Source organism: Paraburkholderia tuberum STM678 (genome assembly GCF_902833905.1).
Lineage (GTDB): Bacteria > Pseudomonadota > Gammaproteobacteria > Burkholderiales > Burkholderiaceae > Paraburkholderia > Paraburkholderia tuberum.
Map to the genome: position 1 here is coordinate 46,317 of NZ_CADFGP010000007.1, position 22,972 is coordinate 69,288.

Genomic DNA, 22,972 nt, shown 5'->3' on the forward strand with positions numbered 1-22,972 from the left:
CGCGCGCGCATCGCGACTCCAACACCCCTGCCTTCTACCAGGCGTTTTCCGAGGCGGTCGCGACCCGCGGCAGCACGTCGAACGGAAAACTCATCAACACCCGCAAACCGCGGCCGCCATGATTGCCGATTTCCCATTCACCGCCCGCGCGCCGCACGAGCCGCTCGACGATCGCAAGGCCCAGCCCGCTATGGCCGTTGCCGCCTCGCGCCGGATCGAGCCGCACGAACGGCCGGCTCGCGTTGATCAGGTCCTGGGCGGCGATGCCCGTGCCGCTGTCGCTAATTGATAGCGTAAAGCTCTGCGGTGTGCGCGCGGTCGCGACGACCACCGGCGGCGCGCCATACGCATGCGCGTTATCGATCAGATTGGACAGAATCCGGTCGAGCGTGGCCGCCGGCAGCAGAAATGACGGCCCGGCGTTCAGTTCCGTGTGCACGGTCGGCGCACTGGTGGCCACCGCCCGATAGCTGCGCACGACACGCTCGCACTGCGCATCCACTTCCACGGGTTCGCTGCGGTCCGCGCCGTCGTGCGCGAACAGCAGGAACTGCTCGACGATATGCGTCATCGAATCGACGTCGCGCACGACGCCGTCGCGCGTCTTCGCGTCGTCCATCATTTCGGCGCGCAGCCGCAGACGCGCGAGCGGCGTCTTCAGGTCATGCGCGACACCGGCAAGCATCACCGCGCGATCATTCTCGGTGCGCGCGACTTCCTGCACCATCTGATTGAAGCCATGGGTGAGTTGCCGCAACTCGCGCGGCCCGCGCTCGGGCACCGGCGGCACCGGCAGCCCGCGACCGAAGCGCGCCACCGCCTGCGCGAGCAAGCGCAGCGGCCGCTGCAGCGCCCAAGCAGCGAACAGCGCCGCCATCACCGCAAACGAGAAAATGATGACGAGCCACAAGACCGTGCGGTCGAGCGAGCGCGGCATGCGCAGCGGCTGCACCGGCACGACGATCCAGTTCTGATCGGTCACGGCGCGCACCCATAGCATGGGCGGAGCGCCGGGCGGACCGACGCGCACCTGGGTGTCGGCCGGCATGCGGTCGCGCACGTCCTCGACGAAACGCGCGAGCGGCGGCGGCATGTTCGCGCTGGCCGCCGGCACGTCCGGACTCGCCGGGTCGACCAGCTTCACACGCGACGGCAGCGGTTGATCCGGTGTGCGGGCGACGTGCTGACGCACCGCGTCGACGAGGAAGGTCGCTTCCTCGACCGCGTAGCGCGTTTGCAGTTGCGAACGTTCGAGTCGCATCAGCGCATACCACGCGAAATGCGACAGCAACAGCACCGCGACGACGAGCAGCGCGAGCCGCCCGAACAGCGAATCAATGGGCCGACGCATGCTGCTCGCCGTCCGGCACGAACACGTAACCGCGGCCGCGCACGGTCTGGATGAAGCGCGGCGTGGATGGATCGGTTTCGAGAATGCGACGCAGGCGCCACACCTGCACGTCGATGCCGCGGTCGGTGCCGTCGTACTCGGGACCGTGCAGCAGTTCCAGCAGGCGCTCGCGCGTGAGCGTGCGCATGGGGTGATTGACGAAAATCTTCAGCAGCGCGAACTCGCTGCCCGACAGCGCGAGCGGCTTGTCTTCGAGATGCAGCGTACGCGACTGGAAATCCAGCGTGAAGCGGCCGAAGCTGAACGGCTCGCGCTGCTCGGGCGCGGCCGCCGACGGCAGCGTGCGGCGCCGCCGCAGCACCGCCTGCACGCGCGCGAGCAGTTCGCGCGGATTGAACGGTTTGCCGAGGTAATCGTCCGCGCCGAGTTCGAGCCCGACGATACGATCGACGTCGTCCGCACGCGCGGTCAGCATGATGACGGGGATATCGTCGCCCGACGCACGCAGCTTGCGCAGCGCGGTGAGGCCGTCCACGCCGGGCATCATCAGGTCCAGCACGATGAGGTCGGGGCGCTCGCGCTCGAGGCGCCGTTCGAGCGAGCCCGCGTCGTGCAGCACCGAAACTTCGATGCCCTGACGGGCGAGATAGTCGCGCAACAGATCGCGCAGTTCGACGTCGTCGTCGACGACCAGGATTTGAGTAGCCATGGAATGAAGTTTAACGCGCAGCCAAAAGGGATTTCGTTTTCCAAACGGTCTGAAGGGTTACCGGGTGTTACGGTGAAAGCCACACGTAATTGCTGGTAATAGCGGCGTCCGGGCGCGTAACACAGCGGCGCACGCGGTTCTCTACGCTGTGCCTTACCGAGTGCAGGCAGTCCAAAGACCGGTTGCTTCGTCGGCTATTCCATTACAAGGAGCCTCATATGTCCACCAAAAAGATGTCGCGCGTTCTCGCCGTTGCTGCCACCGCTCTCGCCATCGGCGCGGGCGCCGCTTACGCCGCCCAACCCGCCGAGCAGGCGCACGGCGGGCCCGGCGGCTGGCATGGCCACTTCATGAAGGAACTGACCCAACTCCACGACCGGCTGAAGCTGAACGCGGATCAGGAAAAGCTGTGGCAAAACGCGCTCGATACGATGAAGCAGAACCGCGAAGCGATGCGCGCCAACCACAAGCAGGTTCAAGACCAGTTCAAGGCCGCACAGCAACAGCCGATCCTGGATCTGAACGCGATGGCCGCGACGCATCAGCAGATCGAGCAGAAGGACGCGCAACTGCGTCAGCAAACCACCGACGCGTGGCTGAAGTTCTATAACGGCCTGAACGACCAGCAGAAGACCACCGTCAGCACGGCGCTGAAGCAGCGCTTCGCGCGGATGGAGCAGCGTCACGAGAAGATGCGCGAGCGCTGGGAGCATCACAAGGGCGCCGCGTCGGCGCCGGCCGCCAATCAATAAGCGGCGCATTCGCGAGGCGGACCAGGGAGGGCGCCTCGCTAATAGAAAAACGCCACGGAAGAGGTTTTCCGTGGCGTTGCTGTTTGGCGCTGCTCGCCGCTCGATCGGCGGCCCGCGCGAATCAACTGCTTGAATCAGCCGTTCAACTGACCCAGATCGAACAGCAGCACTTCCGCGTCGTCGCCCTTTTCCAGCGTCACCGTGTCGACGTCGCTGAGCTTCGCGGCATCGCCCGCCTCGAGCACCGTGCCGTTCACGCTCAGCGTGCCGCGCGCGACGTGCAAATAGCCGAGGCGCCCCGCCGGCAGCGCGAACGTCGCGTGTTCGGCGCCGTCGAACAGTCCCGCGTAGATCGACGCTTCCGCATGGATCGTCACCGAGCCGTCACGGCCGTCGGGCGACGCGATCACGCGCAGGCGGCCGCGCTTGCTGTCGGCGTCGAAGCGCTTTTCCTCGTAGCCGGGCTGGTCGCCCGCGCGGCGCGGGATGATCCAGATCTGCAGCAAGTGCGCGAGTTCGTCGCGCGACGCGTTGAACTCGCTATGCTGCACGCCGGTGCCCGCGCTCATGCGCTGCACGTCGCCGGGACGGATCGTCGAGCCATTGCCCATGCTGTCGCGATGCGCGAGCGCGCCTTCGAGCACATACGTGACGATCTCCATGTCGCGATGCCCGTGCGTGCCGAAACCCTGACCGCCGGCGATGCGGTCTTCGTTGATCACGCGCAGCGGCCCGAAGTGCACGTGCTCGGGGTCGCGGTAATCGGCAAACGAGAAGCTGTGATACGAATCGAGCCAGCCGTGGTTGGCGTGACCGCGTTCTGCGGAGCGGCGAATCTCGATCATGGAAAGTCTCCCGGTAAGTAGTCAATCAGAGCGATGCTGGGAATGTAGGGGTTGCGCCGCCCCATAACAATCGTGCGCAACCGCACCGCAGCGTTCCATCGCTGCATGCAATCGCGCGACCGGCGAGCCCATCGCACGGAAAGCCCGGCGCCCGGATGCCCGGCGCCCGGCAGCCGGCGCCCGCAAAACCGCGCCGGCGTCGCGCACGCACAACGCGTTGCACGGCGTCTTGCCGCTCGATGCCGCGCTGCGCTGGCAGCTTGCCGCTCTTCGGGTAAAATACCGCGCTTTTCAAGCCGCGTGGACGTCCCGCGGGACGCGCAGGCCGCGCCGGCAAGCCTCGGCGGGCGGGCCGCAACCGGTGCGCGACGGGCTTCGACTCGGCACCAAACCGTGCGAGCCACGCCCGATACGCACCGAACGCGCCGGACCGGCGCGCCACGTCGGACGAACCGCCCGCGCAAGGACCGACCAGAGCGCGGCGACGATCCCTGCGGCACGGCAATTTTGACCGCCTAGAATACCGACCGTCGGCCCTCGGCCGGTGCTCGTCGAGTCGTGTCATTACGACGATCAGTTTGATTCAGGAGAAACATGAAGAAGTTCGCACTGTGCGTGGCTCTGGCAGTCATGGCCACCGGCGCGATGGCGAAAGAATGGAAAACGGTGCGCATCGGGGTCGACGCCAGTTATCCGCCATTCGAATCGAAGGCGCCTGATGGCGACATCGTCGGTTTCGATGCCGATCTGACCCGCGCGCTGTGCGCGAAGATGAACGTGAAGTGCGTGTGGGTCGCGCAGGATCTCGATGGCATCATCCCGGCGCTGAAAGCTCGCAAGTTCGACGCGATCATTTCCTCGCTGAGCGTCACCGACAAGCGCCGCGAGCAGATCGACTTCTCCGACAGGATGTTCGACGCGCCCGCCCGCATGATTGCGAAAACCGGTTCGCCGCTTGTGCCCACCCCTGAATCGCTGAAAGGCAAGCACGTCGGCGTCGAGCAGGGTTCGACGCAGGAACAGTACGCGAAGGCCTGGTGGGAGCCGAAGGGCGTGCTCGTCGTGTCGTACCAGAATCAGGACCAGGTGTACGCGGATCTTGCGTCGGGCCGCCTCGACGCCGCGCTGCAGGACGAAGTGCAGGCCGACGCCGGCTTTCTGAAGACGCCGCGCGGCAAAGGGTTCTCCTGGGCCGGTCCGGAAGTGAAGGATCCGCAGACGATCGGCGAAGGCACCGCGATCGGTCTGCGCAAGGGCGATGCCGAGCTGAAGGCGAAGTTCAATCAGGCGCTCGCCGAGGTTCATCAGGACGGCACGTTCAGGAAGCTCGAAAAGCAGTACTTCGATTTCGACATTTATCCTGGCCGTTGAGCGAAACAGGCAGGATACTGCGTGGTAAGCCGGCTCGTGCCGGTGGCAGGAAAGCGGCAACGAAGGTGGCGACACCAGGCAGTAGATTCAAAACAATCCGAGACGAAAGTCCCACAAGCGCGCTGCAGGAGCACGAACGTTTCTGCAGCATGATTTGCACAGCGGCACGCTGTGCGCTGCGGATCACGGCGAGCCAGGCGCTCGTCCCCGACGCGGCGCTACGCGGACCGCGTCTTTCGCGGTGCGCGTAGCGCATCGTCGTGGACTACCTATGTTCCTTCAAGGCTACGGCCCGCTGCTTCTCAGCGGCACCTGGCAAACCGTCAGGCTGGCGGTGTTCTCGCTCGCGCTCGCGTTCGTGCTCGGCCTGCTCGGCGCGGCGGCGAAATTGTCGAAGAACCGTCTGTCGAACGGCATCGGCACGGTGTATACGACGCTCGTGCGCGGCGTGCCCGATCTCGTGCTGATGCTGCTGCTGTTCTATAGCATCCAGATCTGGCTGAACAACCTGACCGACGCGCTCGGCTGGGAGCAGATCGACATCGACCCGTTCGTGGCCGGCGTCGCGGTGCTCGGCTTCATCTACGGCGCGTACTTCACCGAGACGTTCCGCGGCGCGTTTATCGCGGTGCCGCGCGGCCAGCTCGAAGCGGGCGCCGCCTACGGCATGACGAGCTGGCAGGTGTTCTCGCGCGTGATGTTCCCGCAAATGATGCGCTTCGCGCTTCCGGGCATCGGCAATAACTGGCAGGTGATGGTCAAGGCGACCGCGCTCGTGTCGATCATCGGTCTCGCCGACGTCGTCAAGGCCTCGCAGGACGCCGGCAAGGGTACCTTGCGGTTCTTCTTCTTTACCCTGCTCGCGGGGGCGATCTATCTCGTCATCACCACCGTGTCGAACTTCGTGCTGATGTACCTCGAAAAGCGTTACTCGACCGGCGTGCGAAAGGCGGATCTATGATCGAGATCATTCAGCAATACTGGCGCAACTATCTGTTCACCGACGGCTATCGCTTCACCGGCGTCGCGATCACGTTATGGCTGCTGGTCGTGTCGATCGGCCTCGGCTTCTGCCTGTCGGTGCCGCTCGCGGTCGCACGCGTGTCGAAGAAGAAATGGCTCGCGGGCCTCGTGTGGCTCTATACGTATGTCTTCCGCGGCACGCCGCTCTACGTGCAGCTGCTGCTGTGCTACACGGGTCTCTACAGCCTCGAGATCATCCGCAACAACGAGCTGACCAACGCGTTCTTTCGCGACGGCATGCATTGCACGCTGCTCGCGTTCACGCTGAACACCTGCGCCTATACCACCGAAATTTTCGCGGGCGCGATCAAGGCGACGCCCTATGGCGAGATCGAAGCGGCGCGCGCGTACGGCATGTCTTCGTTCACGCTGTACCGGCGCGTGATTCTGCCGTCGGCGCTGCGCCGCGCACTGCCCTACTACAGCAACGAAGTGATCCTGATGCTGCACGCGACCACCGTCGCGTTCACGGCCACGGTGCCGGACATCCTGAAGATCGCGCGCGACGTGAACTCCGCGACGTATCAGTCGTTCAACGCGTTCGGCATCGCCGCGCTGCTGTATCTGTGTATTTCTTTCGCGCTCGTGTGGCTGTTCCGCCGCGCCGAGCGTCGCTGGCTCGCTTACCTGCGGCCGCAAGGCAAGTAACTGCGCGTCCCTGGACAAGCAAGCTCGTTAAGGATCCTGATGAATTCCAAGAAGCAGAAGCTCTTCGTCGACCAGCTTCACAAAAAGTACGGCGACAACGAAGTCCTCAAGGGCGTGTCGCTGAAAGCCAATGCCGGCGACGTGATCAGCGTGATCGGTTCGTCCGGTTCGGGCAAGAGCACGATGCTCCGCTGCATCAACTTTCTCGAACAGCCGAACGCGGGGCGCATTTTCGTCGACGGCGAGGAAGTGCGCACGCAGACCGCCAGGGACGGCGCGTTGCGCGTGTCGGACCCGAAGCAGTTGCAGCGTGTGCGCACCAAGCTTTCGATGGTGTTCCAGCACTTCAACCTGTGGTCGCACATGAACGTGCTCGAGAACATCATCGAGGCGCCGGTGCATGTGCTCGGTCTGAAGCGCAAGGAAGCCGAGGACCGCGCGCGCGAATATCTGGAGAAGGTCGGTCTCGCGCCGCGTCTCGAGAAACAGTATCCGTCGCATCTGTCGGGCGGCCAGCAGCAGCGTGTCGCGATCGCGCGGGCGCTGGCGATGCACCCCGACGTGATGCTGTTCGACGAGCCGACCTCCGCGCTCGACCCGGAGCTCGTCGCCGAAGTGCTGAAGGTAATGCAGAAGCTCGCCGAGGAGGGCCGCACGATGATCGTCGTCACGCACGAAATGGGCTTCGCGCGCAATGTGTCGAACCACGTGATGTTTCTGCACCAGGGCCGCGTCGAGGAAGAAGGCCATCCCGACGAAGTGTTCAGGAACACGAAGAGCGAACGTCTGAAGCAATTCCTGTCGGGCAGTCTCAAGTAATAAAATTACCCGCGACTTATGATGCGAATGGCATGGAAAATGTAGTCAATGTAGTTTTACAAGGCGCTTACGAGCGCCTTTTTCGTTTTTACCATGTCCTTCCGCCCGGCCATTCGAACGACGAAAAAGCGCCGAAAATCCCACAAAACGGGCCATTCAGGCCGAGTTTTCGCCTACCCCGCCACTTTTGACTCGTCAATAGTGACAATCCTTAATACGACCCCTTCCAAGCCGCGATTCCCTTGCCGGACAAGGCTTTTCGCCTTTTCCCGAGGAACTCCTTCGGGTCCCAGCCCACATTCGTATTGCAATTTGGCGACACCCCCTGTTGGCGGTACTAATTTCTTCTCCCAGTTAAAGTTATTTTTGATAAATTGGTAACCAAAGTAGCAAAACAAAGTTGATTAAAAGTAGTTTCACTTCAAAACGCAGAGGAGAACCGGTCGGCGTGGGATCGGCATGATGCAAAGATAGCTCGACGCTACATGTCATGACAGGAGAATCCCTATCCACCCGCCACTCTCCCTGGTACCGCTTTCTGTTCGGTGCTTATCGCGTCCGAACACCACTCGCAGTACTGGGTTTCTTTTTTGACAGGGTATGGAGGAGAAGATGAAGAAAGCTTTGCTCGTCGCTGCGCTGATGTCGGCCGGCGTTGTTGCACACGCTCAGAGTAGCGTCACGCTGTATGGCCGTTTGGATGCAGGTCTCGAGTACATGTCGGGCGTCCCGACAGGCGCTAACGCCAACGGCGCGGCCAACACCAGCTCGAACCGCTTCAAGGCGGAAAGCGGCGACTGGGGCACCAGCCTGTGGGGCATGAAGGGTGTCGAGGACATCGGCGCCGGCAACAAGATCCTGTTCCAGTTGGAAGGCTCGTTCAACACGATGACGGGCGCAGGTCCCGGCGGCGGCGGTCTCTTCAATCGCTGGGCAACGGTCGGTATTTCGAACAACCAGTACGGTACGTTCACGATGGGCCGCATGCTCTTCATCTCGAACGGCGTGTGGGACTTCGACCCGTTCGGTCAGTCGAACTGGTCGTCGGCATCGCTGGTGCGTGGCCGCAACTGGCCGCAGTCGAGCAACAACTTCGCGTACCAGTCGCCGAAGATCGCAGGCTTTGACTTCTACGGTCAGTACGCGCTGTCGAACGCGACGAGCTGGAACGGTAACGGCACGACGCCGCAAGGTCGCGAAGCTGGCGCGCAGGTCACCTACACGACCTCGCTCTTTCAGGTCCGCGGTCTGTACGACGAAATCCGCAACCCGACGACCGGTGGGTTGTGGGGTGGCCCGGTCGCCAACAACGGTATCAATACGGCTAACACGGCCAACGGCGTATTCGCTGCATCGCGCGAGTACTCCGCTCTGCTGAACGTGTTCCTCGGCCAGTTCAAGATTCAGGCTGCTTACCAGGCAGTCCGTTCGGCAGGCGCAACGGGGGTTCTGCCCGGTCAGCCGACCACGCTCGATCACGAATGGGGCGGTGTGACGTGGCAGGCAACGCCGGCTGCAGCGCTGATCGCGGCGGTCTACCACGTGAACGGCAACAACGGCGCGGGCAATGCGACGATCTACACGGTTGGCGGTTCGTACAACCTGTCGAAGCGCACGCTGCTCGACCTGCAGGCCGCGACGGTGCGCAACAGCCGTAATGCTAACTTCGGTCTGAACGCGAACAACGCGGGCTTCGCCGCTGCAACGGACAACCCGCTGCAAGGCCGCCAGCAAAGCGGCGTGTACGCAGGTATCCAGCACTCGTTCTAATCGAACGGTGCGCCCCGAGGGTCATCCCTCGGGGTGCAATACAGGTTTCTTCGAGAGAATCTTTTTCACGCTGCTGCGAGAGGCGCGTATCGGTGCGATATCCGCAAGGGTATTGCACCGTTTTTTATTCGGCGCACGGTTTTTGCCGTTGCGCGCACCGGGCCGGTGCGTGATTGCGTCGACTTATACGGCCGCTTCGTTCTCTTCGCCGGTACGGATACGGATGACGCGCTCGACGTCCGCGACGAAGATCTTGCCGTCGCCGATCTTGCCGGTACGCGCCGCGCCGATGATCGCGTCGATGACCTGATCGCACTGGCTGTCCGCGACCACGACTTCGATCTTCACTTTCGGCAGAAAGTCGACCACGTATTCCGCACCACGATAGAGCTCGGTATGCCCTTTCTGGCGGCCGAACCCCTTGACCTCGGTAACGGTCAGGCCGGTGAGGCCGACTTCCGCGAGGGCCTCGCGCACTTCGTCGAGTTTGAACGGTTTGATGACTGCGGTGATGCGCTTCATGGCGAACCTCGTCTCTTGATGGGAAGAGTGAAAAGGAAAAGGATGATTTTTATTCTACGCCGCGCCGGATGCATTGCGGCATCCGCGCGCGGGTGTCGTCTTTCACTCCACCGGTTCGGTGTAGCGCGACGTGATCGGATAACGCCAGTCGCGGCCGAACGCGCGATGCGTGACGCGAATGCCGATCGGCGCCTGACGGCGCTTGTACTCGTTGATCTTGATCAGGCGCGTGACGCGCTTCACGTCGTCGACCTGATAACCCGCCGCGATGATCTCCGCGAGCGAACGGTCCTCCTCCATATACATGCGCATGATCGCGTCGAGTACTTCGTATTCGGGCAGGCTGTCCTGGTCGGTCTGGTTCTCGCGCAGCTCAGCGGACGGCGCGCGCGTCAGAATCCGCTCGGGAATCACGTCGCGCGTCGCAAACGTGGTGGCCGCGTTCCGATAGCGGCACAGCCGGTACACGAGCGTCTTCGCAATGTCCTTGATCACCGCGAAGCCGCCGGCCATGTCGCCGTACAGCGTGCAATAGCCGACCGCCATTTCGCTCTTGTTGCCGGTGGTCAGCACGATCGAGCCGAACTTGTTCGACAGCGCCATCAGCAGCGTGCCGCGAATGCGCGCCTGAATGTTCTCTTCGGTCGCATCTTCGGCGCGGCCCGCGAACTCCTCGGCGAGCGAGCCGCGGAACGCGTCGAACATCGGCGCGATCGCGATCTCGTCGTAGCGCACGCCGACGCGGCGCGCCATCTCGGCGGCGTCGCTGGTCGAGATATCGGCCGTGTAGCGCGACGGCATCATCACCGCGCGTACCTTGTCGGCGCCGAGCGCATCGCATGCAACGGCCAGCACGAGCGCCGAATCGACGCCGCCCGACAGACCGATCAAAGCACCAGGAAAACCGTTCTTGCCGATGTAGTCGCGCACGCCCATCACGAGCGCCGCGTAGACCTGCGCTTCGATCGACTGCTCCGGCGCGATCGCGGCCGGCAGCGGCGTGCCAGCGTCGAACTCCACGACAGCCGTGGCTTCCTCGAACTGCGCGAGCTTCGCGACGAGCTCGCCCCGCGCGTCGAGCACGAACGAACCGCCATCGAACACGAGTTCGTCCTGGCCGCCGACCATGTTCACGTAGACCATCGGAATACCGGTTTCGCGAATGCGCGCGCGCAGGATGTCGAAGCGCACCGCTTCCTTGTTCAGGTGGTACGGCGAGCCGTTCGGAATCAGCAGCACCTGCGCGCCCGCGGCCTTTGCCATCTGCGCGGCCGACGCATGCCACGCGTCCTCGCAGATCACGACCCCGTACTTGACGCCGTCGAGTTCGAACACGAACGGCTGCGGGTCGGAGGCGAAATAGCGTTTCTCGTCGAACACTTCGGTGTTCGGCAGATCCTGCTTGCGATAGGTGCCCTTCACTTCGCCGTCGACGATCAGCGACGCCGCATTGAACGTATCGACCGGCGGCACGCCGCGCTCGATCGGCGCGTTTGCATTACCATGGCCGTTCGCCGGGCGGTGCGCGAGGTTGTCCGACCCGTCGCGCAGCGGATGGCCCACGATCACATGCAGACCGGTGAACGGCTTCAACTGTGCGGTGAGATCGGCCAACGCGGCCGCGCTGGCGGTGTAGAACGCAGGGCGCAGCAGCAGGTCTTCGGGCGGATAACCCGACAGCGCGAGTTCAGGCGCGACCAGCAGCTTCGCACCATCGCTGTGCGCGGCGCGCGCGGCGGCGACGATCTTCGCGACGTTGCCGGCGAAGTCGCCGACGGTGACATTGATTTGAGCAAGAGCGATTCGGGTCTTCATGGCAGGATCGACAGGCAAGCCTTCACGGCTCGCGGTACCGCGGCTCGATGGCTCGACGGGATTGAACAAACCGGATAAACGAACTCAACGAACGACGTGGCAGCTTCAGTTTCACAGCGCCGCGCCGGTCATTGCATACAGTCACTCAGATTGAACCAGCAACGTATCGATTATCGCACGGGCATTCTGGCCTCGCCCTCCGAGGTGGACGCCGCCGAGTGGAACGCCCTCCTCGCCGCGCAGTCGCAGCCCACGCCGTTTTTGCGGCACGAGTTTCTGAGCGCGCTCAATGCGACGCAATGCGCGGTTCCCGACACCGGTTGGGCGCCGCAATTCGTCACGCTGACCGACGCGCGCACGGGCATGCTCGCGGCGGCGGCGCCCGTCTATCTGAAGGGACACTCGTACGGCGAGTACGTGTTCGACTGGGCCTGGGCCGACGCGTACAAGCGCAACGGCCTGCCCTATTACCCGAAGCTGCTGTGCGCGGTGCCCTTCACGCCGGTACAGGGCAACCGGCTGCTGTCGGCGAACGAGCATGCGTTGCGCCATCTCGCGGCCACGTTGATGGCGTTCGCCGAGCAGGCCGAGGTGTCGTCGCTGCATGTGCTGTTTCCGACGCAGAGCGAAGCGGACGCGCTCACCGATATCGGCATGATGCAGCGCGAAGGCGTGCAGTTTCACTGGCTCAACGATGGCTATCGCGACTTCGAAGACTTTCTGTCGACGCTCGAACAGAAGAAGCGCAAGAACATCCGCGCCGAACGGCGCAAGGTGCACGAGGCCGGCATCACGATGCGAAGGATCCGCGGCGCAGACATCGAGGATGCCGACTGGCGCTTCTTCAGCAAGTGCTATCGGCAAACCTATCGCGAGCATTTTTCGAGTCCGTATCTGGACCTCGATTTCTTCCGGATGATCGGCGCCTCGATGCCGGAGAATCTGCTGCTCGTAATCGCCGAATATGAAGGTAAGCCGATCGCGAGCTCGCTCGTCGTCTATCAGCGCGACGAGAAAACCGGCGGCACCTTGTATGGCCGCTACTGGGGCGCGCTCGAACACGTGCCGTGCCTGCACTTCGAAACCGCGTACTATCAGCCGCTCGAATTCTGCATCGAAGAAAAGCTCGGCGCATTCGAAGGCGGCGCGCAGGGCGAGCACAAGATGGCGCGCGGCTTTCTGCCCACGGTCACGCGCTCGACGCATTGGCTCGCGCATCCGGCGTTCGCCGATGCGGTCGGCCATTTCCTCGATAACGAAAAAAACAGCATCCACGCGTACGTGGACGAGCTGCGCGAACACAATCCGTTCAAAGGCTAGAAGCGCGGTTATGGCGTGGTTTCTCTATCTGCTCGAATGCTCGGACGGCAGCGTCTATACCGGCATCGCGACCGATGTCGCTGCTCGCTTCGACAAACATCTGAGCGGCACGGGCGCGCGTTATACGCGCTCGCGCAAGCCGGTGCGGGTGCTGGCGTCGTTCGAGCTGGCGGACCGGTCGAGCGCGTCGAGCGCCGAGTATTGGGTCAAGCGGCTTACGGCGGCCGATAAACGGGCGCTGGCGGCCGGGGTGTTCACGCTGCAGTCGGTGTTGCCGGTTGCAGCGGTGAATGACGTCGCGGAAGACGGCGAGCGTTCCGACGGCTGAGTCGTGCTACCCCCTCGCCTCCCGCATCCTCTCCGTCAGCAGCCGATGCACCCGCGCCAGCTCGCCCACCACATCTGCTTCCAGCGACGTCAATTGCGCGCGAGCGGGTAACTCGAGCCGCACCGGCCGTAACGTGCGATTCAGCGCGGCCTCGATCGCCGCGCTGATCGCCTCGACCCATTCGTCGAGTTCGCTATGCAGGTCGCGACGGTTCGCGGTGAGGCGCAACTGCGTCGCGGTGCCGGCCATCCGTCGCAGCAGGCTCAGCACCGTCAGCGTGACCGTATCGGCCATCGAGTCCTCGAGCTTCTCGAGCCGCACGCGGCCGATCGCTTCCTCCGCGTTGTTGCTGGTGAGGCCCGCGGCGCGGCGCAATTGCTCGATCTCCTTGCCGCCATGCCGAGGCGCGTCGAGCGACGCGCGCAGATACGCGAGATTCGCGCGCACCGCGTCGCCGAGATAGACGCGCACATCGAGCTTCTCGCGCGTCGGCCATAGAAGGAACGTCGCGAGCAGCGCGAGCACGCAGCCGAGCACGTTGTTGCCGAGCCGCGTCAGCGCGAACGCCAACTCGTTGGCGCCCGGCGTCGCGAAGTCGGCGACCAGCACGAAGGTCGGCGTCAGGAACAGCACGAACAGGCTGTAACTGACGGGGCGCAGCGCCATCGTCGCCATCACCAGCGGGAACACCGCGAGCGAGATGCCGAGCGGCGAATGAATCGCATAGCCGATCGCCGCCGCGAGCACGCCGCCGACGATACTGCCCGTCGCGCGTTCGATGCTGCGCGGCCAGGTCGCGGCGATCGACGGCTGCAGGATCAGCAGCGTGGCCATCGTGGCCCAATAGCCGAACGGCAGACCGAGCGCGCGAATCACGACGAAGCCCGCCGTCGTCGTCACGCCGACACGCGCCGCATGGCGCAAGCCGACCGACTGCCACGACAGATTGGCCTTCAGCGTCGACCACGCGCGCGCCGTATAACGCGCGACGCACGCGCTCCACGGCTCGTCGTGCACCTCACGCGGCGCGAAATCGACGAGCTCGAAACCGGATTGCAGCTTCACCGGTTCGAGCAACGCGCTTTCGAGCCGATGCGCGAGACGCCGCAGACGCGCCTGCAGGTCCGCGAGACGTTCCCAGCGCGCGTCGCCGGTCGCGCTGCCGATGTCGCTGAGCACTTCGCCGATCGCATTGAGCGAGCGCACCGCGCGTCGCGTGCGGCGCGAATCGTCGGGCACTTTCGCGCCCGCGCCCGACACCGCGATCAGATACGCGAACAGCGCTTCGCCATCGGTCAGCAGGCCGAGCAACGTGTCGTAGACGGCCGCCCCGCCCGCCTTCGATGCGGGCACGTTCGCGAGCGCATCGCGCGAACGTTCGAGCGACGCGCGCGCATCGGCGCGAAAGCGCGCGGCATGCGTGGCCCATTCGCGCGGCGCGGCACGGCCGCCGACAAGCCGCGCGCTATCGAACGCGACATCGGCGAGGCGCAGATACACCGCGCGCAACGACGCGCGGCTCGCGCCGAATGGATGAATGCGCCACACGGTCAAGCTCAGCACGATCGCGAACAGGCAGCCGACCAGATAGACGCCGAGAAACGCGACACCCGCGCGCGCGTCGTGCATCGGCCGGTCGACCATCACGACGCAGGCGGTCGCCGCGAGGATCGTCACCTGCGACGTGGCCGCGCCCCAGATGCGGCCGAACGCGCCGAGCGTCGTGAACGCGAGCACCGCGAGCGCGGCCCACGCGGCACCCGAGGCGGACGCGAACGCGGTCATGCCGCCGCACAGCGTCGACAGCAGCGCGAAGCTCATCATCGACATGAAGCGTGCGCGGTTCGAGCCGGCGGCATCGGCGAGGCAGGTCCAGAACGCGCCGATCGCCGCCCACGCGAACACCGGATCGTGCAGCACGTTGCCGAGCGCGAGCATCGCCGTCGATGCGCACGCCGCCCTCAAGCCCTCCGACAGATTCGCCTCGCTCGCCGCGAATGACACCATCCAGACCGGCCGCTTGCGATAGATCGCGGTGACGACCGAATGCAGCCGGGTCGACCAGCGCGGCGATGTCGAGTGGGACTTGCTGCGGTTCATCATCCGGACCGTGGTTCTTGAAGTGATGGAAACGCGCGTTGATGCCGTGAGTGCGCGCGCGAGGTCGTGCGGCGAATGATAAGGGTTTACACCTAAATATAAAAATGCGTTCCGTTCATCGGAGCGATGCGTTCAGGTTATGCGTGCGAGACGACGCGTGCCAGACGAAGATCGCGGCGTTTTTGCACGGTAGTCGAATACCGCGCAAATCAGATGAAAAAACCGCGCGGTCCTTGCGGACTCGCGCGGTTTTCGTACTGCATGCAGCAAGCGGATGAACCGCGGCGCGCTTACTTCTTGTAGTTCGCCACGCCTTCGCTGATTTCCTTGTGGGCAGCATCGACGTCGGCCCAGCCTTCGACCTTGACCCACTTGCCCTTCTCGAGCGCCTTGTATTGCTCGAAGAAGTGCTTGATCTGGTCCTTCAGGTAAGCCGGCACGTCGTCGACCGACTTCAGGTTCGCCGTCATCGGGCAAATCTTGTCGTGCGGCACGGCGATCAGCTTCGCGTCGACACCGGACTCATCAGTCATCTGCAGCATGCCGAGCGCGCGGGCACGCACGACCGAACCTGCCAGCAGCGGGAACGGCGTGATCACCAGCACGTCGACCGGGTCGCCGTCGCCCGACAGCGTCTGCGGAATGAAGCCGTAGTTGGCCGGATAGCGCATGCCGGTGCCGATGAAACGGTCGACGACGAGCAGGCCCAGGTCCTTGTCGGCTTCGTACTTCACCGGGTCGCTTTGCGCCGGGATTTCGATGATGACGTTGAAATCGTGCGGAAGGTCATTGCCTGCGGGAACGTGATTGAAGCTCATGAGCGCTCTCTGAAGGGGATGGAAATCGGAAGGCGGCGAACGGCGCGCGGGCTGCGGATGCGGTGCGAACTGTGTGCGAACCGCGAACGTCGGGCACTGAAACCCTCTCGCCCCGAACGACGGGGCCGCGCACCGGACCGTACGGAATGCGCCATTATAGCCAATCGGCAGGTGGCATCCGCGGTCGGATCGGCGCGATAATCGTCTGGCGAGTCTCGCTTCGCGTCTCTACCGTTTTGTGTCTCCCCTTCGAACCCGCGCCGCCGCACGCCGGCCGCACGTCATCAAGGAGCATGCATGGAAGAAGCACGGCATTTCATCGGCGGCGAGTGGTGCGCCGCTTCCGGCGGCGAATCGATCGCCGTACTCGATCCCTCGGACGGCCAGCCGTTCACGCGCATCGCGCGCGGCACCGAGGCCGATATCGACACCGCCGTGCACGCCGCGCGCGCAGCGTTCGACGGCGCATGGGGTGCGCTGAGCGCCGCCGAGCGCGGCCGCGTGCTGTACCGGCTGTCGCTGCTGGTGGCAGCGCGCCAGGAAGACCTTGCACGGCTCGAAGCGCGCGACACCGGCAAACCGCTCAGGCAGGCGCGCGCCGACGCCGCCGCCCTGACCCGCTACTTCGAGTTCTACGCCGGCGCGGCCGACAAGCTGCACGGCGAAACCCTGCCCTACCAATCCGGCTACACGGTGCTGACGATCCGCGAGCCGCACGGCGTGACCGGCCACATCGTGCCGTGGAATTACCCGATGCAGATCTTCGGGCGAAGCGTCGGCGCGGCGCTCGCGACCGGCAATGCATGCGTCGTCAAACCGGCCGAGGACGCGTGCCTTTCCGTGCTGCGGGTCGCAGAGCTCGCCGCCGAGGCCGGCTTGCCGGCCGGTGCACTGAACATCGTGACCGGCTATGGGCACGAAGCGGGCGCCGCGCTCGCGCGTCATCCGGGCATCGATCACATCTCCTTCACGGGCTCGCCCGAAACCGGCAAGCTCGTCACGCAGATGGCCGCCGAAAACCACGTGCCGGTCACGCTCGAACTCGGCGGCAAGTCGCCGCAAATCGTGTTCGCCGACGCCGATCTCGACGCCGCGCTGCCGGTGCTGATCTCCGCGATCGTGCAGAACGCCGGGCAAACCTGCTCGGCGGGCAGTCGCGTGCTGATCGAGCAGGCGATTTACGAGCCGCTGCTCGACAGACTCAGCAGCGCCTTTCAGGCGTTGCGCGTCGGGCCGTCGAATGCCGACCTCGACTGCGGGCCGCTGATCAGCGCGAAACAGCAGCAACGCGTGTGGGACTTTCTGTCGGACGCGCAACACGATGGCATCGCGATGGCCGCGCACGGCGAGGTGATTCCCGAAGCGCCTGAAAGCGGCTTCTATCAGGCCCCGACCTTGCTGCGCGACGTGCCCGCGAGCCACCGCCTCGCGCGCGACGAAGTATTCGGTCCGGTGCTCGCCGCGATGTCGTTCCATGACGAAGCCGAAGCGCTCGCGCTCGCGAACGGCACGCGGTTCGGGCTCGTCGCCGGCATCTGGACACGCGATGGCGCGCGCCAGATGCGCCTCGCCCGACGCGTGCGCTCGGGCCAGGTGTTCATCAACAACTATGGCGCGGGCGGCGGCGTCGAATTGCCGTTCGGCGGCGTCAAGCATTCGGGACATGGCCGCGAGAAAGGCTTCGAGGCGCTGTATGGCTTTACGGTGCTGAAGACGATCGCGATCCGGCACGGCTAGCGGGTGCCGTAGGGCTCGCTCGCGATCGGCGCGAGCAGCACGTTACACGCAACAACGCATCGCTCTATCCATCACAAACAACGGAGACATCATGCGGTTGACAGGTAAAACGGCCATCGTCACGGGCGGCGGTTCGGGTTTCGGCGAAGGCATCGCAAAGACCTTTGCGCGCGAAGGCGCGAACGTCGTGGTCAACGACCTCAACGGGCCGGCCGCCGAACGCGTCGCGAGTGAGATCGCGATTGCGGGCGGCAAGGCGATCGCGGTCCCCGGCAACGTCGCGCAACGCGACGACTGGCGCACGCTGCGCGAGGCCGCGCTGGAAGACTTCGGCAGCGTGCAGATCGTCGTCAACAACGCGGGCACCACGCATCGCAACAAGCCGGTACTCGAGGTGACCGAGGCCGAGTTCGACCGCGTCTATGCGGTGAACGTGAAGAGCATCTACTGGAGCGTGCAGGAGTTCGTGCCGTATTTTCGCGAGCAAGGCGGCGGCAGCTTCATCAATATCGCGTCGACGGCGGGCGTGCGGCCGCGGCCCGGGCTCGTCTGGTACAACGGCAGCAAGGGCGCGGTGATCGTCGCTAGCAAGTCGCTCGCCGTTGAGCTGGGGCCGGAGCGGATTCGCGTGAACTGCGTGAATCCGGTGATCGGTGAGACCGCGCTGTTGTCCGAGTTCATGGGGGTCGAGGATACGCCGCAGAACCGGCAGAAGTTCCTGGCAGGGATTCCTCTCGGGCGGTTTTCGACGCCGCAGGATATTGCGAATGCGGCGCTGTATCTGGCTTCGGATGAGGCGGAGTTTATTACCGGCGTGTGCCTCGAAGTGGATGGGGGGCGCTGCGTGTAGCGGTAGGTGAAGCGCTGCGCACGCACTGCGCGCGCAGTCAGTGTTTTCCCCCAATATCGATTCGTCCTGCAAAAAACCTGCCGCGGATAGAATCGTTCGGCGGCGGCACTTCAATTCCATAAAAATGAGGAGACATAGTCATGGCTAGTCCTGCAAATCCGCTCCACCATCCCGGCGCTGGCGCGCCGCCTTCGACGTTCGAAGAGGCGACTTATCGCAAGGTTACCTGGCGGCTCGCGCCGCTATTGATGCTCTGCTACATCGTTGCCTATCTGGACCGTGTGAACGTCGGCTTCGCGAAGCTGGGGATGAGCACGGATCTTGGCTTGAGCGATGCGGTGTATGGCTTCGGCGCGGGGATTTTCTTCATCGGCTATTTCATCTTCGAAGTGCCGAGCAACGTGATCCTGCATAAGGTCGGCGCGCGTGTCTGGATCGCGCGGATCATGATTTCGTGGGGCGTGATATCCATGCTGACGATGTTAGTCACCACGCCGACGATGTTTTATGTGATGCGCTTTTTGCTCGGGCTTGCAGAGGCGGGTTTCTTTCCTGGGATTATTTTGTATCTCACCTACTGGTATCCGGCGCATCGGCGTGGACGGATGACGACCTGGTTTATGACGGCGATTGCGTTGTCGGGGGTGATTGGTGGGCCGGTGTCTGGGTACATCCTGAAGAACTTCAACGGCGTGAACGGGTGGCACGGGTGGCAGTGGCTGTTTCTGCTCGAAGGGGTGCCGTCGGTGCTGGTCGGGATCATCGTGTTCGTGATGCTCGATGATCGGATTTCGAAGGCTAAGTGGCTGACCCGGGAAGAGCAGCAGTTGCTTGAGAGTCAGGTGTCGGCTGAGGAAGCGACCAAGCACGATATGCCGATTCGGCAGGTACTCACTAGCGGGCGGGTGTTGATGTTGAGCCTCACCTACTTCTCGTTTGTGATGGGGCTTTATGGGGTGAGCTTCTGGTTGCCGACGATTATCAAATCGACCGGCGTTACCGATGCGTTTTTGATTGGGCTGCTATCGGCGGTGCCGTTTGCGGCGGCTGTTGTGGCGATGGTGTTTGTGGCGCGGAGTGCGGATCGGTCGAGGGAACGGCGATGGCATATTGCGTTGCCGGCGTTTCTTGGTGCTGTGGGGCTCGTGCTTTCCGTCGTTTGGGCGCATAACACCCTGCTTGCCATGACTGGGTTGACCCTGGCTACTATGGGCATCCTCACTACACTGCCGCTGTTTTGGAGTTTGCCTACGGCGATTCTGGCAGGCACCGGCGCCGCTGCCGGGATTGCGATGATTAATTCGATTGGCAACCTTGCCGGTTTCCTTAGTCCTTATGCTGTGGGGTGGTTGAAGGAGGTTACCGCGGCGAACGATTCGGGGATGTATATGTTGGCGGCGTTCATGGTGCTGGGCGGTTTGCTTGCTATTAGTGTGCCGGCGAGGATGGTTAATAAGTAACCTTGGCCGATGATGAACTGGCTAGCGGCCCGGCACGAACAACCCGCCGCGCCTCGAAACCGTCGTGGCACGGTGTTCCTTTTGCGCAAAGGTGATTTCGATGTCCGGCACTTCCGGCGCCAACGCCCCGCGCCTAAAGTCAGGTCAGCCTTCGGATGCGGATCCTCACAAATGGAACCGCGCGAAGCCCCCTCAAAACTCAAAAGGAGCAAAACCATGCTGACCAGGACATCCCCCGCGCTTCTCACCAAACCGAATGTCGCCACGGAAGACGCGCAATACTTCGAATACACTTCGTCCGCCAATCCGATTGGCGCGAAGCTCATCTCGCGTGTGCCGTTCTGCAGCTTCTCGCCTTCGCTTTATGCAGACGGCGCAACCCGAGTCGTGCCGCTTGACCTGTCTGCGGAGTTGGGCTGCCCGGGTCCCGCGACCGGTCCCGGCTTGAGCGCCAACTTCCTGCGCATCAATGCGGGCGACGCGTTGACACTCGATCCCAATGCGACCTCGCAGGTCTGCTACGTCATTAGCGGAGCGGGTAGCGTGCAGCAGTCCGAAACGAGCTTCCCGTTTTCGATGGGCGATTTCTTCACGTTCCCGGGCGGCCATGCCACGGTGCTGTCCGCTGCTGCGACGGCCACGCTCTATTACGTCAATGACGCGCCACTGCTCACCTATCTTGGTACCACCGGGGTACATGCGCGCTTTGCGCCGACACGCTATCCGGCCGCCGAGGCGCAGGCAGCACTGCGCGCGGTCGCGGAACAAGCGAACGCGGGTCGTCGCAACCGCATCAGCGTACTAATGGGCAACACCAACTTTCCGCAGACGCGCACGGTCACGCATGTGTTGTGGGCGATGTTCGGCATCGTGCCGCCCAACTCGGTGCAGAAGCCGCACCGGCACCAGTCGATTGCACTCGACTTCATCGCCGGCGGCAAGCCGGGTGTCTATACGCTGGTCGGAACGGAACTGGACAGGGATGGCAATATCGTGAACCCGACCCGGGTCGATTGGGAAGCGGGAATGGCATTCGTCACGCCGCCGGGACACTGGCATGCGCATTTCAACGAAACGAACGAAAACGCCTATGTGATTCCGATCCAGGATGCAGGCTTGCAGACTTACCTGCGCACGCTAGACATCCGCTTCGCCCATTAAGGCTGACGCTCCAGTGCGAGTCCGTCGTCCCAGTACGGCGGCTCGCCAAACGCCTCGGCATAGAAATCCACGAAGGCGCGCACCTTCGACGAGACGATCTTCTTCGGTGGGTAGACCGCCCAGACCGCGGGTTCGGCTCGTCCGGTGCGTGCTTCCCATTCCGGTAGCACGTGCTGCAAGCGTCCTCCGCGCAGGGCCGTAGAGGCGAGCCATGTCGGCAGGAGCGCCACGCCACAACCGGCCACGGCGAGCGCGAGCACGGCTTCGGAGTCGTCAGCGCGCAAGCGCCCCTGCAACTCCACCAGCACCTGTTCCTGTTCTTGCGACGCCCGCGCGTCCGCGGTGACCAGCGTGAAATACCATTTGTCGTCCGGGACCAGGGACACGCGAAGCGCATCGCGCGCGGCCAGATCGCCAGGCACACGCGGTGTGCCGCTACGCGCGAAATACGCCGGGCTGCCACAGACGATACGACGATGCGGTGCCAGGCGCCTCGCCATCAATGACGAATCGGGCAGCACGCCGGTACGGATCGCCACATCAATGCCCGCATCGATCATGTTGAGCGTTTCGTCCGTAGAGACGATGTCGAGGTCGATATCAGGATAGCGCGCCATGAAGGCCGGCAGATGCGGCACGATGTGCAGGCGGCCGAATGCCGGTGGCATTGTCACGCGCAGCACGCCTTGTGGCGTGCGATTTAGCGACGACGTCACTTCGCGCGCGTCATCGAGTGCTTGCAACGCTAACAAGGCGTGTTCACGAAACAGCCGGCCGCCTTCTGTCAGGACGAGGCCGCGCGTCGACCGGTTGAATAGGGCGATGCCCAGATCTCTTTCGAGTTCGCTGACGTAGCGGGAGACAGTCGAGGTCTTGACTGACAGTGCATTGGCCGTCTTGCTGAAGCTCTGCAGTTCCGCTGCGCAAACGAAGGCCCGTACTGCGGCGAAGTAGTCCATGGACTGTCTGACGTGGATGGAATTACCGGGCTTTTGCCGAGACCGGTAGTGTACTGCCCCGGCGCGGGCGAGTGTCGCTCGTTCCCCGGCTGCAGCCCGGCAGCGATTGGCGGCACGCGACCCCTTCGAGTCACTCAATCCACGTTGACGAATGTCCCCTTGCTGCCCTACAGGAGGCCATCGTCAATCTATTCGCCCCGAAGGGCTTTTCAAGTCAAGGCCGAAGGTAGTCCATTGGCAGCACTTACTGGCGGATCAGTCATACCTTTGCCGGGATTCAACGGCATCGGGAGCACCCGTCAAAAAATGTTCATGGTCAAGCGGCCCAGATGGACTATATACAAACGAGGGGCGGCGAATGGCTGTACGTCCAACGAAAACCGCCCTTGACTCAGGTCCGCGAGAGCCGCAGTCAAGCCGAACGGAGATGTACGACGCCGAATAGTCGCGACCCGTCTTTTCCCACATAGACCGGTCAGTGGATCGCAGCGTTAGCATCATTGCCGGGGGCGACGCGCTCCCGACCAATCCACCGCTGCCCGATGTTCCCTGTTCGACCTCCTTAACCACCGTGTAGTCAACGCGACAAGGGGTGAAGTAATGAAACAGCTCGC

20 protein-coding genes are annotated in these 22,972 nt (G+C 63.7%); 12 read left to right on the plus strand and 8 right to left on the minus strand.

Annotation, left to right across the window (positions count from 1 at the left end):
• Window positions 1-34: 34 nt before the first annotated feature.
• Together HWY30_RS07790 and HWY30_RS07795 are read right to left on the minus strand one after the other, a co-directional pair.
• Window positions 35-1,351: an ATP-binding protein gene (locus tag HWY30_RS07790; RefSeq protein WP_090803562.1), complete on the minus strand. Its 1,317-nt coding sequence runs from the start codon at window positions 1,349-1,351 to the stop codon at window positions 35-37.
• The gene (locus HWY30_RS07795; RefSeq protein ID WP_090803560.1) at window positions 1,335-2,060 is read right to left on the minus strand and encodes a response regulator; all 726 of its coding nucleotides are present in this window, start codon (window positions 2,058-2,060) and stop codon (window positions 1,335-1,337) included. The genes HWY30_RS07790 and HWY30_RS07795 overlap by 17 nt, the downstream gene beginning before the upstream one ends.
• 218 nt (window positions 2,061-2,278) lie before the next feature.
• Between HWY30_RS07795 and HWY30_RS07800 the strand changes: the two genes are divergently transcribed.
• The gene (locus HWY30_RS07800; RefSeq protein ID WP_090803559.1) at window positions 2,279-2,812 is read left to right on the plus strand and encodes a Spy/CpxP family protein refolding chaperone; all 534 of its coding nucleotides are present in this window, start codon (window positions 2,279-2,281) and stop codon (window positions 2,810-2,812) included.
• A 134-nt stretch (window positions 2,813-2,946) separates the two neighbouring features.
• On the opposite strand, the gene HWY30_RS07805 is transcribed toward HWY30_RS07800, so the two are convergent.
• Window positions 2,947-3,657 carry a pirin family protein gene (locus HWY30_RS07805; protein ID WP_090803557.1) on the minus strand — a complete coding sequence of 237 codons (711 nt, stop codon included), beginning with the start codon at window positions 3,655-3,657 and terminating at the stop codon, window positions 2,947-2,949.
• 594 nt (window positions 3,658-4,251) lie between these two features.
• Between HWY30_RS07805 and HWY30_RS07810 the strand changes: the two genes are divergently transcribed.
• From HWY30_RS07810 to HWY30_RS07830, 5 genes are all read left to right on the plus strand, one after another.
• Entirely contained in the window at window positions 4,252-5,028 is a 777-nt protein-coding gene (locus tag HWY30_RS07810; protein ID WP_090803553.1) for an ABC transporter substrate-binding protein, read from the plus strand.
• Window positions 5,029-5,299: 271 nt separating this feature from the next.
• Window positions 5,300-5,989 carry an ABC transporter permease gene (locus HWY30_RS07815; protein WP_090803552.1) on the plus strand — a complete coding sequence of 230 codons (690 nt, stop codon included), beginning with the start codon at window positions 5,300-5,302 and terminating at the stop codon, window positions 5,987-5,989.
• Window positions 5,986-6,699, plus strand: a complete 714-nt coding sequence (locus HWY30_RS07820; RefSeq protein ID WP_090803550.1) for an ABC transporter permease — start codon at window positions 5,986-5,988, stop codon at window positions 6,697-6,699. Before HWY30_RS07815 ends, HWY30_RS07820 begins: the two co-directional genes overlap by 4 nt.
• Before the next feature lie 39 nt (window positions 6,700-6,738).
• On the plus strand, window positions 6,739-7,518 hold the full coding sequence (locus HWY30_RS07825; protein WP_090803548.1) for an ABC transporter ATP-binding protein: 780 nt from the start codon (window positions 6,739-6,741) through the stop codon (window positions 7,516-7,518).
• 612 nt (window positions 7,519-8,130) lie between these two features.
• Window positions 8,131-9,288, plus strand: a complete 1,158-nt coding sequence (locus HWY30_RS07830; RefSeq protein ID WP_090805622.1) for a porin — start codon at window positions 8,131-8,133, stop codon at window positions 9,286-9,288.
• Between the two features lie 183 nt (window positions 9,289-9,471).
• On the opposite strand, the gene glnK is transcribed toward HWY30_RS07830, so the two are convergent.
• Window positions 9,472-9,810, minus strand: a complete 339-nt coding sequence (gene glnK, locus HWY30_RS07835) for a P-II family nitrogen regulator (RefSeq protein WP_013088783.1) — start codon at window positions 9,808-9,810, stop codon at window positions 9,472-9,474.
• Window positions 9,811-9,912: 102 nt separating this feature from the next.
• Window positions 9,913-11,625, minus strand: a complete 1,713-nt coding sequence (locus HWY30_RS07840) for an NAD+ synthase (protein ID WP_090805620.1) — start codon at window positions 11,623-11,625, stop codon at window positions 9,913-9,915.
• A 150-nt stretch (window positions 11,626-11,775) separates the two neighbouring features.
• On the opposite strand from HWY30_RS07840, the gene HWY30_RS07845 reads away from it, so the two are divergent.
• Entirely contained in the window at window positions 11,776-12,945 is a 1,170-nt protein-coding gene (locus HWY30_RS07845) for a GNAT family N-acetyltransferase (RefSeq protein WP_090803547.1), read from the plus strand.
• Between the two features lie 10 nt (window positions 12,946-12,955).
• Window positions 12,956-13,273, plus strand: coding sequence for a GIY-YIG nuclease family protein (locus HWY30_RS07850; protein WP_090803545.1), 318 nt, complete (start codon window positions 12,956-12,958; stop codon window positions 13,271-13,273).
• Window positions 13,274-13,279: 6 nt separating this feature from the next.
• On the opposite strand, the gene HWY30_RS07855 is transcribed toward HWY30_RS07850, so the two are convergent.
• Both HWY30_RS07855 and ppa read right to left on the minus strand, forming a co-directional pair.
• Window positions 13,280-15,376, minus strand: a complete 2,097-nt coding sequence (locus HWY30_RS07855; RefSeq protein WP_090803543.1) for an FUSC family protein — start codon at window positions 15,374-15,376, stop codon at window positions 13,280-13,282.
• A gap of 287 nt (window positions 15,377-15,663) precedes the next feature.
• Window positions 15,664-16,191 (minus strand): inorganic diphosphatase, encoded by a 528-nt coding sequence (gene ppa / locus HWY30_RS07860; protein WP_090803541.1) that lies wholly within the window; start codon window positions 16,189-16,191, stop codon window positions 15,664-15,666.
• A 297-nt stretch (window positions 16,192-16,488) separates the two neighbouring features.
• Here ppa and HWY30_RS07865 point away from each other — a divergent pair, with 297 nt between their 5' ends.
• The 4 genes from HWY30_RS07865 to HWY30_RS07880 all read left to right on the plus strand — a co-directional run bounded on the left by HWY30_RS07865 (window position 16,489) and on the right by HWY30_RS07880 (window position 21,399).
• Window positions 16,489-17,928 carry an aldehyde dehydrogenase family protein gene (locus tag HWY30_RS07865; protein ID WP_090803539.1) on the plus strand — a complete coding sequence of 480 codons (1,440 nt, stop codon included), beginning with the start codon at window positions 16,489-16,491 and terminating at the stop codon, window positions 17,926-17,928.
• 91 nt (window positions 17,929-18,019) lie between these two features.
• Window positions 18,020-18,778: an SDR family oxidoreductase gene (locus HWY30_RS07870; RefSeq protein ID WP_090803537.1), complete on the plus strand. Its 759-nt coding sequence runs from the start codon at window positions 18,020-18,022 to the stop codon at window positions 18,776-18,778.
• A gap of 140 nt (window positions 18,779-18,918) precedes the next feature.
• Entirely contained in the window at window positions 18,919-20,238 is a 1,320-nt protein-coding gene (locus HWY30_RS07875) for an MFS transporter (protein ID WP_090803535.1), read from the plus strand.
• A gap of 216 nt (window positions 20,239-20,454) precedes the next feature.
• Complete coding sequence (locus tag HWY30_RS07880; protein WP_090803533.1) at window positions 20,455-21,399, plus strand: cupin domain-containing protein; 945 nt, start codon at window positions 20,455-20,457, stop codon at window positions 21,397-21,399.
• Here the strand turns inward: HWY30_RS07880 and HWY30_RS07885 are convergent.
• A complete protein-coding gene (locus tag HWY30_RS07885) occupies window positions 21,396-22,358 on the minus strand; it encodes a LysR family transcriptional regulator (RefSeq protein ID WP_090803531.1) in 963 nt (320 codons plus the stop codon). The two genes, HWY30_RS07880 and HWY30_RS07885, sit on opposite strands and share 4 nt — an antisense overlap.
• Window positions 22,359-22,972 lie beyond the last annotated feature (614 nt).

Excerpts from the sequence above, each read along its gene's own strand:
- HWY30_RS07790 (WP_090803562.1), bottom strand. The coding sequence starts at position 1,351 with ATGCGTCGGCCCATTGATTCGCTGTTCGGGCGGCTCGCGCTGCTCGTC.
- HWY30_RS07795 (WP_090803560.1), bottom strand. The coding sequence starts at position 2,060 with ATGGCTACTCAAATCCTGGTCGTCGACGACGACGTCGAACTGCGCGAT.
- HWY30_RS07800 (WP_090803559.1), top strand. The coding sequence starts at position 2,279 with ATGTCCACCAAAAAGATGTCGCGCGTTCTCGCCGTTGCTGCCACCGCT.
- HWY30_RS07805 (WP_090803557.1), bottom strand. The coding sequence starts at position 3,657 with ATGATCGAGATTCGCCGCTCCGCAGAACGCGGTCACGCCAACCACGGC.
- HWY30_RS07810 (WP_090803553.1), top strand. The coding sequence starts at position 4,252 with ATGAAGAAGTTCGCACTGTGCGTGGCTCTGGCAGTCATGGCCACCGGC.
- HWY30_RS07815 (WP_090803552.1), top strand. The coding sequence starts at position 5,300 with ATGTTCCTTCAAGGCTACGGCCCGCTGCTTCTCAGCGGCACCTGGCAA.
- HWY30_RS07820 (WP_090803550.1), top strand. The coding sequence starts at position 5,986 with ATGATCGAGATCATTCAGCAATACTGGCGCAACTATCTGTTCACCGAC.
- HWY30_RS07825 (WP_090803548.1), top strand. The coding sequence starts at position 6,739 with ATGAATTCCAAGAAGCAGAAGCTCTTCGTCGACCAGCTTCACAAAAAG.
- HWY30_RS07830 (WP_090805622.1), top strand. The coding sequence starts at position 8,131 with ATGAAGAAAGCTTTGCTCGTCGCTGCGCTGATGTCGGCCGGCGTTGTT.
- glnK (WP_013088783.1), bottom strand. The coding sequence starts at position 9,810 with ATGAAGCGCATCACCGCAGTCATCAAACCGTTCAAACTCGACGAAGTG.
- HWY30_RS07840 (WP_090805620.1), bottom strand. The coding sequence starts at position 11,625 with ATGAAGACCCGAATCGCTCTTGCTCAAATCAATGTCACCGTCGGCGAC.
- HWY30_RS07850 (WP_090803545.1), top strand. The coding sequence starts at position 12,956 with ATGGCGTGGTTTCTCTATCTGCTCGAATGCTCGGACGGCAGCGTCTAT.
- HWY30_RS07855 (WP_090803543.1), bottom strand. The coding sequence starts at position 15,376 with ATGATGAACCGCAGCAAGTCCCACTCGACATCGCCGCGCTGGTCGACC.
- ppa (WP_090803541.1), bottom strand. The coding sequence starts at position 16,191 with ATGAGCTTCAATCACGTTCCCGCAGGCAATGACCTTCCGCACGATTTC.
- HWY30_RS07865 (WP_090803539.1), top strand. The coding sequence starts at position 16,489 with ATGGAAGAAGCACGGCATTTCATCGGCGGCGAGTGGTGCGCCGCTTCC.
- HWY30_RS07870 (WP_090803537.1), top strand. The coding sequence starts at position 18,020 with ATGCGGTTGACAGGTAAAACGGCCATCGTCACGGGCGGCGGTTCGGGT.
- HWY30_RS07875 (WP_090803535.1), top strand. The coding sequence starts at position 18,919 with ATGGCTAGTCCTGCAAATCCGCTCCACCATCCCGGCGCTGGCGCGCCG.
- HWY30_RS07880 (WP_090803533.1), top strand. The coding sequence starts at position 20,455 with ATGCTGACCAGGACATCCCCCGCGCTTCTCACCAAACCGAATGTCGCC.
- HWY30_RS07885 (WP_090803531.1), bottom strand. The coding sequence starts at position 22,358 with ATGGACTACTTCGCCGCAGTACGGGCCTTCGTTTGCGCAGCGGAACTG.